General features: G+C 37.5%; 13 protein-coding genes. 12 read left to right on the top strand and 1 reads right to left on the bottom strand.

Annotated features, from left to right (window positions below):
• Positions 1 to 23 precede the first annotated feature (23 nt).
• The 5 genes from MHI22_RS13775 to MHI22_RS13755 all read left to right on the top strand — a co-directional run bounded on the left by MHI22_RS13775 (position 24) and on the right by MHI22_RS13755 (position 5,837).
• The gene (locus MHI22_RS13775; protein WP_058844726.1) at positions 24 to 716 is read left to right on the top strand and encodes an alpha/beta hydrolase; all 693 of its coding nucleotides are present in this window, start codon (positions 24 to 26) and stop codon (positions 714 to 716) included.
• A 352-nt stretch (positions 717 to 1,068) separates the two neighbouring features.
• Positions 1,069 to 2,601 (top strand): DEAD/DEAH box helicase, encoded by a 1,533-nt coding sequence (locus MHI22_RS13770; RefSeq protein ID WP_340812234.1) that lies wholly within the window; start codon positions 1,069 to 1,071, stop codon positions 2,599 to 2,601.
• A 135-nt stretch (positions 2,602 to 2,736) separates the two neighbouring features.
• Complete coding sequence (locus MHI22_RS13765; protein WP_089934468.1) at positions 2,737 to 3,216, top strand: PH domain-containing protein; 480 nt, start codon at positions 2,737 to 2,739, stop codon at positions 3,214 to 3,216.
• Positions 3,209 to 4,681 carry a PH domain-containing protein gene (locus tag MHI22_RS13760; protein WP_058844724.1) on the top strand — a complete coding sequence of 491 codons (1,473 nt, stop codon included), beginning with the start codon at positions 3,209 to 3,211 and terminating at the stop codon, positions 4,679 to 4,681. Before MHI22_RS13765 ends, MHI22_RS13760 begins: the two co-directional genes overlap by 8 nt.
• Positions 4,682 to 5,261: 580 nt before the next feature.
• Positions 5,262 to 5,837, top strand: coding sequence for a GNAT family N-acetyltransferase (locus tag MHI22_RS13755; protein WP_340812232.1), 576 nt, complete (start codon positions 5,262 to 5,264; stop codon positions 5,835 to 5,837).
• 61 nt (positions 5,838 to 5,898) lie between these two features.
• Here the strand turns inward: MHI22_RS13755 and MHI22_RS13750 are convergent, their stop codons facing one another.
• Positions 5,899 to 6,522, bottom strand: a complete 624-nt coding sequence (locus MHI22_RS13750) for a rhomboid family intramembrane serine protease (protein WP_036119129.1) — start codon at positions 6,520 to 6,522, stop codon at positions 5,899 to 5,901.
• Between the two features lie 64 nt (positions 6,523 to 6,586).
• Between MHI22_RS13750 and acpS the strand changes: the two genes are divergently transcribed.
• From acpS to MHI22_RS13715, 7 genes are all read left to right on the top strand, one after another.
• Entirely contained in the window at positions 6,587 to 6,940 is a 354-nt protein-coding gene (gene acpS / locus MHI22_RS13745) for a holo-ACP synthase (protein WP_036119125.1), read from the top strand.
• 124 nt (positions 6,941 to 7,064) lie between these two features.
• Complete coding sequence (locus MHI22_RS13740; RefSeq protein WP_036119122.1) at positions 7,065 to 8,123, top strand: LolA family protein; 1,059 nt, start codon at positions 7,065 to 7,067, stop codon at positions 8,121 to 8,123.
• 213 nt (positions 8,124 to 8,336) lie between these two features.
• The gene (gene alr / locus MHI22_RS13735) at positions 8,337 to 9,458 is read left to right on the top strand and encodes an alanine racemase (protein WP_036119117.1); all 1,122 of its coding nucleotides are present in this window, start codon (positions 8,337 to 8,339) and stop codon (positions 9,456 to 9,458) included.
• A gap of 337 nt (positions 9,459 to 9,795) precedes the next feature.
• Positions 9,796 to 10,059, top strand: coding sequence for a hypothetical protein (locus MHI22_RS13730; protein ID WP_036119113.1), 264 nt, complete (start codon positions 9,796 to 9,798; stop codon positions 10,057 to 10,059).
• Positions 10,060 to 10,063: 4 nt separating this feature from the next.
• A complete protein-coding gene (locus tag MHI22_RS13725; RefSeq protein WP_004232054.1) occupies positions 10,064 to 10,414 on the top strand; it encodes a type II toxin-antitoxin system PemK/MazF family toxin in 351 nt (116 codons plus the stop codon).
• Positions 10,415 to 10,827: 413 nt separating this feature from the next.
• Positions 10,828 to 11,229, top strand: coding sequence for an anti-sigma regulatory factor (locus MHI22_RS13720; protein WP_036119108.1), 402 nt, complete (start codon positions 10,828 to 10,830; stop codon positions 11,227 to 11,229).
• Positions 11,230 to 11,286: 57 nt separating this feature from the next.
• On the top strand, positions 11,287 to 12,237 hold the full coding sequence (locus MHI22_RS13715) for a PP2C family protein-serine/threonine phosphatase (protein ID WP_371327986.1): 951 nt from the start codon (positions 11,287 to 11,289) through the stop codon (positions 12,235 to 12,237).
• Positions 12,238 to 12,242: the final 5 nt, after the last annotated feature.

The following is a 12,242-nucleotide window of genomic DNA, read 5'->3' as shown; positions in this document are numbered from 1 at the left end:
CATTGTTAAACGAGGTGAGGACGTTGTCAGTAGGTGTACTATGTATTCATGGATTTTCAGGTGGACCTTATGAAGTGGAGCCATTCACAACATACTTACGGGCACAGACAAATTGGCTAATTGTAGAGCCGACGTTGTCAGGGCATGGAGAAGAATTACAAATGAGTGGTTTTACAGCGAAGCATTGGTTAATGGATGCCGAGCTTGCCTTTCGATCATTAGCTAAAAAAGTAGATGAGGTAATCGTCGTTGGTTTTTCAATGGGGGGAATCATAGCATTATATTTAGCTAAACGTTATAAAGTAAAAAAACTCGTATTATTAAGTGCTGCTGCAAAGTATGTCAGTCCCAAACAGTTAGTCAATGATTTTAAAGTGCTTGCTACAGAGGCTTACCACCGTAATTTGACGAATAACGAACTTTTTTTACGATACCATCATAAATTTAACAATGTGCCTTTAGCATCCACAATAGAATTTATGAAGCTGGTTAGAATGGTGGAACCTTATTATCAACATATTCAAATTCCTGTTTATATCGTGCAAGGGAAATTGGACGGAATAGTGCCCTATCATACGGCGCAATTCCTTTTTGATAAATTAGCCTCGAAAGATAAAAATTTGTATTTTTCTGATAATGGCAAGCATCATATATGTTTTGAGGAAGATTGTTCTGAATGGTTTCCAAGGGTTTTAACGTTTTTAAGGGATAAATAAAGTAGTCAGATTATTACGACTCATGCGTTATCGTTGCATAGGATTTAAAGCCATGTTAGACTAGTGTAAGCAATGGATACATTTTGTGCGAAGACTCTTCATATTTGGTTGAAGGGTACTTTTTTTTGAACACAACGGTTTTATTCTAAAGTGAATAATTACGACAGAATCGAACCGCTCGGTAAAGACCGGGCTTTCCTTTTCATATAAGAGAGCTCTATATGGACTATCATGTAGAGAAAATTTTTAAGTAACGGAAACGTTCCACTACACAGGCTCGAATTTGCCGACAACTTCATCTGAAAATGTAACCATTTGTCAACTTAAAAGGAAAAAAAGGAGATTGAGAAGTTTGACAAATTTTTCAGAATTAAATATTAGCGAATCTACATTACGCTCAGTAAAGCGTATGGGATTTGAAGAAGCAACACCAATCCAAGAAGGTACTATTCGTTTTGCGATTGAAGGCCGTGATGTATTAGGTCAAGCACAAACAGGTACTGGTAAAACTGCCGCTTTCGGGATTCCACTAATTGAGAAAATTGATCCAAAAAACCCTAATATTCAGGCGTTAGTTATTGCTCCAACTCGTGAGTTAGCGATTCAAGTTTCAGAAGAGCTATATAAAATTGGCTATGACAAGCGCGTAAAATTATTATCAGTATACGGAGGTCAAGAAATTGGCCGTCAAATTCGTGCACTGAAAAATAGACCTCAAATCATTGTTGGTACACCAGGACGTATTATTGATCATATTAATCGTCGTACGTTAAAATTAGAAGATGTTCAAACATTAGTATTGGATGAAGCAGATGAAATGTTAAACATGGGCTTTATCGATGATATTAATTCAATCTTAGAAAACGTGCCTTCTGAACGTCAAACATTACTGTTCTCAGCAACAATGCCACCAGCAATCCGTAAAATTGCAGAAACATTTATGCGTGATCCAGAAATTGTGAAAATTAAAGCAAAAGAATTAACAGTTGATAATATCGATCAATATTTTGTTAAGTCTGCTGAACGTGAAAAATTTGATGTTTTATCTCGTTTATTAAACGTTCACCAACCAGAGCTTGCTATTATTTTTGGTCGTACAAAACGTCGTGTAGATGAGCTTGCACAGGCCCTATCTATTCGTGGCTATTTAGCTGAGGGTATTCATGGTGATTTAAGCCAGGCGAAGCGTATCTCCGTATTACGCCAGTTTAAAGAAAATAAAATCGATATCCTTGTTGCGACGGACGTTGCCGCTCGTGGACTTGATATTTCTGGTGTAACACACGTTTATAACTTTGATATTCCTCAAGATCCTGAATCTTATGTTCACCGTATTGGACGTACAGGTCGTGCGGGTAAATCAGGTCTTGCCATAACATTTGTAACACCTCGTGAAATGGGTTACTTACGTATTGTGGAAGAAACAACGAAAAAACGTATGACACCTCTTCGCCCACCAACAACTGATGAAGCATTAGAGGGTCAACAACGTTTAGCTGTGGAAACACTGGAAAATCTTATTGCTAATAACAATTTAGGTGATTACCGCACACTTGCAGCGGAAGTACTAGATAATCATGAAGCAATTGACGTTGTTGCAGCTGCTCTACGTTCATTAACGAGAGAGCCAGACGATACACCAGTAACAATCACAGAAGAGCGTCCATTACCAATGCGACGTGAGCGTTCTAGCAGTAACCGTAGTGGCGGTGATCGTGGCCGAGGTAACCGTAGCTTTGGTGGCGGACGTCGTGACGGCGCTCGCAGTGGAGATCGTCGCAATAGCAGTAGTAGCAGTAGCCGTCGAGAAGGCGGACGCCGTGAGGGAGGTCGTAGAGAAGCTGGACAAGGTCGTTCCCGCTCTCCACGACGTCACGAAGGTTAATTTTAACCGAATATACTAATTCTTTATGATAAACCTTACAGTCATAGTGGCTGTAAGGTTTTTTTTCGGCTATAGTTGAAACAAAAAGGTGAGTAAATCCGTATACACCTAATGAAGAAAGAGAGGGGAACGATATTGAGAGCACAGCCGATTCATCAAATATCCCGAAAAGGGTTAACTGTGTGGCGTTTATATGGTGTCATACAAACATTGGTGTTATTCATTGTAGCGGGGCTAGTAAGCTACGGTACATATTATTTTGAATGGCCGTCATTTATTTACTTCATAGCTGGGGCAATTGTAGTTCTAAGTGCAATACTATCCATTTTTGTATTCCCGAAAATAAGATGGGAACGATGGCGTTATGAGGTTCGTGAGCATGAAATCGAAGTACAACATGGTTTATTTGTTGTGAAACGTACATTAATACCAATGGTACGTGTTCAACATGTTGATACAACACAAGGACCGATTTTGAAAAAATACGACTTAGGTAATATTTCAATTTCAACAGCAGCAACTGTACATACGATTCCTGCGCTTGTTATGGACGAAGCAGATATACTTCGTGCTCGCATCTCTGATTTAGCAAGGGTGGCGGAAGATGATGTCTAAAGAAATTAATCGTTTACATCCAGTATCTGCAGTTATTACGAGCGTTAAAGCATTAAAAAGTATGATATTACCAATTGCCATTATTATCATAGGAAACGGCTTTAATTTTTCTTTGAATTTTCATAGCGATCATTTTTTTGATACCATTTTACTTTTTGGTGTCTGGGGAGGTGCGGCACTTCTTGCACTTATTGGGGGCATTATAAAATGGCGGACATTTGTTTATTGGTTTGAAGACGGGGAGTTACGCATAAAGTATGGATTGTTTGTTAAAAAGAAGCGTTATATTCCTTTTGAACGTATACAAAGCTTAAATTATAACGAGGGGATTTTTCATCGCATCTTTGGTTTAGTGAAAGTTCAGGTTGAAACAGCAGGTAGTAAGGGAGGTAAGCCTGAGGTCGAACTGACAGCAATCCGTAAAGCGGCAGCAGATGTTATTGAATTAGAAATGCGTCGGGCTAAAAATGGGGTAGATCAACAACAAGATCAGGAAGAAATCCAAGTGATAGAGGAAGCGGCCTTAATTCCAACGATTTACCATATGTCCATACGTGATTTACTCGTTTTAGCAACAACATCTGGTGGAATCGGTGTCGTACTATCAGGTCTTGCAGCAATTGCTTCACAGTTTTCCGATATTATTCCTTATGAAACAGTATTTCACGAACTAGCTGATTTTGTGAAAGTCGGGGCATTTTTAGTCGCTCTAACAGCGATGTTCGTTTTAATTGTAGCTTGGGTTGTATCAGTTGTCATCACACTGATTAATTACTATGATTATACAGTCCGAATTGAAGAAGAAAAATTGATTATCACCAAGGGACTTTTAGAGAAAAAGCGTATTACTTTACCGCTGAATCGAATTCAAGCCATTCGTATTGTTGAAAACCCTTTGCGTCAATTAACTGGCTTTGCAACGGTGGTCGTTGAAAGCGCTGGAGGCAACGGTGAAGATGGGAATGATAAAAAGATTACTTTGTTTCCACTCATTAAGAAGCAGGATTGTTTGCACACATTAGAGCAGCTTTTCCCAGATATGAATTGGCATCCTTCGTTTATTCGATCACCAAAAAGAGCAAGACCATTCTTCTATCGAATAGATTTTATTTGGCTAATTCCAATTATGGGTGCATGTAGTTATTACTTTTATCCGTATGGACTGTTGTCATTACTGTTAATTCCGTTAACAATCCTAATCGGAATATGGCAGCATAAAACAGCAGGCTATCAAATTGATGGAAAGCAACTGGCCATGCAGTATCGAGTATTTAGTCGTATTACATTGATTGTGGAGAAAAAGCGAATTCAATCCATTCAAAGTACACAATCTTACTTTCAAAAAAGAAAAAATGTTATGTCTATAAAAGCAACAGTCATGTCTGGAGCAACTGGTACAACGGGAAGTGTATCAAGCATAGAGCAACAGGATGCAGAAACAATCTTAACTTGGTATGAACATTAATGAACTAAAAAGCTAATCCTTTCAATTTTATGGGAGGATTAGCTTCATAGTGTTGAAAAACAAAAACATTTATATAGAATTTTTTCGAAAGGTGAAAATGGATTACTGTTGCAGGCTACTTGCTTTCCTGTGGGCGAGCGCCGAGCCGCTTCCTCCGTGCAGGGGCTCGCCTGTCTCGCTATCCCACGGGAGTCAAGTAGCCTTCCACTCCAATCCATGAAAATGGTACCTTTTTAGAAAGGTTTTCTAATAAAGTGAAGTATTCATTCTTCTTTATGGAGGGGTGTTGCCACTCATTACTTCTCCACATCGAACATAAGAGGCCATCCTTTCTCCAATCATACAAATAATGAGCTATTTTATTTACTACGGCTCATCGGACGCTCCCTGGAAAGAACGCTAACGGAAGGGAAATTAACTCCTAGCCTTTCGAAATGGCTGTTTCTGCCATTGACATCACCTTTTTTCAACAACATGAAGCTAATCCTTTCAATTTTATGGAAGGATTAGCTTTTTTAACTATAAATATATGTGAATGCTGTTTATAATAAAATAAATAGAACAAAAGGGGTGGGGGACTTTGTTTAAATATGATATTAATGAAAGCGCTTATTTAAAGCTATTAGACTTGAGTGATGTAGATGAATTATTTGCTTTAACTGACCGTTCAAGGGATACATTACGTGAATGGCTGCCATTTGTAGAGAGTGTTAAAACTGTAGAAGATACAGAGCAATTCGTCAAAAAGGCTATGCAACAATATGCTGATCATAATGGTATACAAGCAGGGATTTACTATGATGGAGAGCTTGCAGGCGTAATTGGCTATCATCAAATCAACTGGCAGCATAAATGGACAAGCATTGGCTACTGGCTAGGAAATGAGTTTGTGGGGAAGGGGCTCGTAACAAATTCAATGAAAGCATTGATTGATTATGCTTTTAATTATTTAATGTTAAATCGTATTGAAGTACGTGTAGCGGTAGGGAATATTCGCAGTCGTACAATTCCCAAAGTATTGGGCTTCCATGAAGAAGGGCGTTTAAGGGATGCAGAGTGGCTTTATGATCATCATGTTGACCAAGTTGTTTATGGCTTAACCGCCGCTGAATGGAAAAAGGTTAAGATGGCAAATGAGGCCACTGTGATTTTATAGTATGTATTCGTTCTAATGAAAAAGGAGCAACTCCATGATTGAGCTGCTCCTCTTTTAAGTTTTATGGTCTACCCGACATCTTTTGTTTACGCCAGCTTAAAATTCTTTTTGGGTGTAAATAGACAAGTCCAAGAATGAAACCTGTTACTAAACCGCCTAAATGTGCATAAACATTCACATTTGGTTGAAGAAATGTCATGATGACACTTATGATGATGATTGGTAAGATGAGCTTACGAAGCATTGGCATTGTACGACGTGTATAGTAAACTAATGCCCCAAAAGCACCAAAAATTCCAAAAATAGCCCCACTTGCACCAAGACTCGCATAACTACTATCATAGAAGATATAGGTTGCCATGTTGCCTACAATACCTGAAACCAAATAAATTGTGATGAAGCGTGCTTTACCTGCGATTTTTTCAAGCTCTGGACCAAAGAGATATAAGGAAAACATATTAAAAAACATATGCATAAATCCTGCATGTAAAAACATTGCAGAAAAGACACGCCACCATTCACCATTTTGAATCAGGAAATTTGCTTGGATTCCGTAATTCCACAAGAGTGTTCCGACGCCGGGTATAAGAGACAATACATAAAGCGTTAAGTTAATTGCTATTAAAGTTGAAACAATAGGGTAATACTTTGTATATTGCTTAAAATTTTCTGTTCTACTAAACATGGCTCCACCTCAATTTACAATTATTATACATGCCTTGTTGGAAATAGGTAAAGGAGAAGGTCACATGATTAAGGGAATTGGTCTCGATATTGTAGAAATAGATCGTATTGAAAAAGCCATGAAACGTACAGATAAATTTAAAGATCGCATTTTAACAGTTAAGGAAAAAAAATTATTTGATGGTCATTCAGAAACTCGTAAAATAGAATTTTTGGCAGGGCGATTTGCTGCTAAAGAAGCATTTTCGAAAGCGCTAGGAACAGGCCTTGGGGAACAATGTAAGCTTCATGATATGGAGATATTAAGAGGAGAGGCTGGCAATCCCGTCTTATATTTTAAGGAAGAGCTTGTCAATGGATTTGTTAGTATTACGCATTCTAAACAATATGCGGCTGCTCAAGTAATCTTATTAGAATAGTACTGAACTTGTCTAAAAGGTTGGCTTATAAATTTAAATATATTGCCCTTTCTTCAAATGACATAACTGACAAATACGGTTCATATATTGTCGTAGTGGATTTGAAAGAAGAAAGGGTGAAAGCGTGGGCAACCGTATAGTTAAATGGCTCGTCTTACTTTGTACGATATTACTTCTGTCGGCATGTGGTGCAGCCTCACAGGAAAAAGTGTTGAAGAAAGTGAATGGTAAATGGGCAGAAACAAATGGTTATGAGTTAAATGCATCGATGGAGATTAAATCTGGTGGTGAGCCAAGAAATTATGATGTGACAGTATGGCATACAAAACCTGATTTCTATCGAGTAGAAGTAGTCGAAAGTGGGAAAGATGTTTCTCAAATGATTGTGCGTAATGCTGATGGCGTTTTTGTAGTAACACCGACATTAAACAAAATGTATAAATTCCAAAGTGACTGGCCAAAGAAAAATAGTCAGGCTTACTTAATTGGAGCGCTAGCAGAAGATTTAGCAGAAGATAAAAATCTTGTCATGAAAGAAGAAGAAAAAGCATATATATTTGAAGCGGCTACTAGAAATAGCTATAAAAATAGTATGCCTCATCAAGTCATTACGGTAGATAAGAAAACTTTATTGCCAACCTCTGTAGCGATTATGAATGATGTGAAGGAAGAGCAAATTCGTATCACCTTTAAGAAAATAAAATTAGGTGTGCAACATGCTGCAAAAGAGTATGCTGTTGAACAATTCACTGATAAAGATAGCACGAAAGGTGAACAAGCTACACCTGCTGACAAAGAGGGGCAAGAAGGAAAAGATGAAAAAGAAGCAGTTGGTGCAGAAGTTGAATATCAAGAATTCCAAACACATTATCCTGTTCTAAATTGGGCACAATTAGCGAATGAAAAAGTTGTGCAAGAAAATGGTATGGAACGTGTTATCCTAACTTTCGATGGTGAAAAGGCATTTACAGTTATGCAGCAACCAGTAACAAAGGAAAATTCAATGTTACCAGTATCGTCACCTGGTGATCCAGTTGACTTAGGCTATACAATAGGAGCTATTACAGATACATCGATTAGTTGGGAAAAAGATGGTGTTGAATTCTTTGTAGCTTCAAGCAAGTTGACGCGAGAAGAGATGATTGAAGTTGCTACATCTATGACGATAAGTAGTATGAAGTAACTTTGCTAGCTACAGCTTTCAGAAATATGAAAGCTGTAGCTTATTGACAATATGAAATAAGATCTCACTGTTTAGAAAATGTTAAGTTATTTCCTTTAAAGTGAGAGTTCTGGAGAATGGAACAATAACATTGTGTGGACAAGCTAAATAGACGTACTAGAACAAATGTATGTCATACATAGTGTTTTAATTAAAAATAAAGAGGGTATTCTTATGAAGACACAGCAGTATTTTCGACCAACCAAAGCAATGATAGACTTGCAAGCAATCCAACAGAACGTTAAAAATTTAAAAGAATTTTTACAACCTAATGTTCAAATTATTGCTGTAGTAAAGGCAAATGCGTACGGCCATGGAGATGTAGCCGTTGCACGGGCGGCACTTGAGGCTGGTGCCACAATACTTGCAGTGGCAACGCCCGACGAAGCATTACATATACGAGCACATTTTGAAGAACCAGACATACTAATATTAGGTGCATCTCCTGTTTCCTTTGCTCCTTATGCAGCACAACAGCGTATTATTCTTACAGCATTTGCTAGTGATTGGATTCAACAAGCAGCTCCTCTTTTAGTGAATGAAGAACTTCCTTTGCGTCTACATATAAAAGTAGATAGTGGAATGGGGAGACTAGGCATTCGCTCAGAGCAAGAGCTAGTAGAACTATACGAAACCATACAGTCTACAGCTAATGTGGAGCTAGATGGCATATTCACTCACTTTGCGACAGCGGATGAAGAAAATTCGACACATTTTAATCAGCAAGTGCAGTTTTTTGAGAAGTGTTTATCAGTCATGCCTTTAAAGCCGCGACTTGTTCATGCATCTAATACGGCAGCTTCATTAGTGAAAAATTCACACCTACAGTATGATGCTGTTCGATATGGGATATCGCTGTATGGATTATCTCCTTCTCCCTATGTGGAAAGCATTTTACCATTCCCACTAAAGCCTGCCTTCTCGCTTGAGAGTGAACTTGTTCATGTGAAGCAAATCAAAGCAGGTGAATCAGTTGGCTATGGCGCTACGTTTACTGCTCAGACGGAGACGTGGATAGGAACTATTCCGATTGGCTATGCAGATGGCGTAATTCGTAAGTTAGGTGGACAAGAAGTATTGGTTGATGGACAGAAAGTGCCGATTGTTGGACGAATTTGTATGGACCAATGTATGGTTGCGCTACCAAAAGCATATGCTATAGGTGAGAAGGTAACACTCATTGGTCAACAAGGACAGCATGTGATTTCCATCGATGAGTGGGCTACAAAGCTTGAAACAATTAATTATGAAATACCATGCATTATAACAGCAAGAGTTCCTAGAATATACTTTTAATGAACCTTCATTAGAATTAGTTACTGATACACAGTACACATTCTCTCAATAGCATTCACTGTAATGTGTAATGAACAACATTCCAATGTAAAAGTTGAATTTGGTAAATAAATTAGCACTGGAGAACTTATTTCTTTTCCAAACATAAAGTAACTCATATTTGGAAGAACATTGCAATAATAATTATTCAGCATATACCTTCGACAACCAACATATTTTTACAATTTGTACTTCAAATTGTCAGATATTTTGTCATTTCATGTCTTTTCAACAATATCTTTCAATGATAGAATGAGAAGTAATGAAAAAGTGTATGGTTCCGTTGGAGGTGCTTGCTGTGTACGAGAAAAAGTTAAGAGAAGCTACAATTGCTGTTCAAGACAGACTATTTCTACAAACAAAGGAAGTAATTGAAGGTGAATCTTTTGTGCGTACTTTGGCGCGCAAAAATTTAATGCAGGAGCAACCAAATCAAATACGGGAAGCTATGATTAAAGGATATGTTGAAATGTCTCATATTAATTTAATGATTGCAAGTGAATGCTTGCATGCAGAATATGAAGCACAGCATATGGTGGAGCGTCTCGTTAGCGGGGGATGACACTTTGAATGTAAAACGTGGTGACGTTTTTTTTGCAGACTTATCACCGGTAATAGGTTCTGAACAAGGAGGCACTAGACCGGTGCTGATTATTCAAAATGATATTGGCAATCGATTTAGTCCGACTGTCATCATCGCAGCTATCACTGCACAGATTCAAAAGGCAAAGTTACCGACACACGTTGAAATCAATGCTGAAAAGTATGGTTTTGAACGTGATTCGGTTATTTTGCTAGAACAGGTGCGGACAATTGATAAGTCAAGATTGACGGATCGTATTACGCAACTTGATCATGCTGTGATGGAAAAAGTTGATGGAGCGTTGATGATTAGTTTAGGTCTAGTTAAATTTTGATATACATATGTGTATAGAAGCATCGAGATAATAAAATCTCGGTGCTTTTTTTGTTCTCTATCGATAATTTGAATTTACTATTTATCTTGATTCAGCTGGCCAACTCTCCATAAAAGTTCAATTTTGTTAGATAAAACCTCTGGCAGAAGTCACAAATTTTGAAGAAAAGTTTTTCGAGCAGCTTCAATAAATCGGAGCTAAATTCCGTTGAGGCGTAATTGATAAATAGTACAAAAAGCTTTAAGATATATTCAAGATTTTTAATAAAAATAGATTTTTGAAAAAATTCTTAAAAGGTATATGAAAATTTACATAGAATATTCCATTAATAGAGGTTATGAAGTTTAATTTAAGTCCAGCAGGTCGAACTATAGTGTAAGAGTATAACACTGTAAGGAAATGGAGGGACAGCAGTGACATGTAAGTCTTCGGTTGAAATTATTACAGAGTGGGATATTGTGGCAGCAAGACAACTGGGGCGTAATGAAGCAAGAGCACTTGGATTTGGCACTGTTGATCAAGCTCGTATAACCACAGCAATTAGTGAATTAGCACGAAATATATATTTATATGCGAATATAGGGACGATTGAAATTGAAAGGGTTGAGATAGATCATGAAAAGAAAATAGTCGTTATTGCAACAGATAAAGGACCTGGGATTCAAAATGTTCGCAAAGTAATGGAGGATGGTTATTCTACTTCAGGAGGGCTAGGAGCTGGTTTACCAGGTGTTAAACGATTGATGGACAGTTTAGATATTCAATCTGTCATGGGAGTGGGTACAACAATAAGGGCGGAAAAATGGTTGCGTTAGGACGTGAAGAAATTGAAACAATTAGAAGCTCAGTATAAAAAAATATTATCAGATTATATGGTCAGCCAAACTGAAAGAAATTTATATATTGCTCAAAATTTCACGCGTCAGTTAATTCAAAAAAATATATCTCCAGAGGATGTTGTTAGTATTCATAAAAATGCTGTTGAACAAATATTTCCTGATCAAATGAGTGAATCACAGCCAGCCTATGATTTTCTTATTGAAGTGATGGTTCATTATGGGATGGCACATAGAGAGCATCAAAGCTTACTTCAAAAGCAAGCTGAATACGAGATGGAAATGAAAATTGCGACAAACATTCAAAAAACGCTATTAAAAACATATGTGCCGCAGCTAGAAAGTATTGATATAGGAATGATTTCAGTTCCTATTCGTAGAATGAATGGTGATTATGTACATTTTTTTCATGATGGTGAAGAATATTTAAGTGTGGCAGTGACAGATGTTGTCGGCAAGGGAGTTCCTGCTGCGTTATGTATGTCGATGGTGAAATATGGGCTTGAAACATTAGGATATGCATATAAAGATCCTTCCTATGTTTTAGAAGTCATTAACAGGGTAATTGAAAAAGGTGTGGACGACAGTATGTTTGTTTCTATGTTTTATGGATGCTTAGATGTACAACACAATATCTTTTCTTATGCCTCGGCAGGTCATGAGCCAGCGTTACACTATATTGCCAAGGACGATCGATTCTATTCTTTGGAGGCTAAAGGCTTATTACTCGGTGTTTTACCTGAAACAAAATATTCGTTTCATGACATTGTTTTAGAGGACAATGATTTAATTATTATGATGACCGATGGTGTGACTGAATTTAGAGCACAGGAAGACTTGAATTCTAGAGAGGTTATTACAACTTTAATAAAACAAAATAGACATTTAACAGCCCAGCAGTTGTGCCAACTTCTTTATAAGGAAATAGAGAAAGCTCAGAATTTTAAACTATCGGATGATTTTACTGTCGTTATTTTAAAAAAATAGGTTTA

The organism is Lysinibacillus sp. FSL L8-0312, assembly GCF_038003285.1.
GTDB classification, from domain to species: Bacteria; Bacillota; Bacilli; order Bacillales_A; family Planococcaceae; genus Lysinibacillus; species Lysinibacillus fusiformis_D.
The sequence above is the reverse complement of the archived record's forward strand: the minus strand, read 5'-3'. Positions and strand labels throughout refer to the sequence as shown.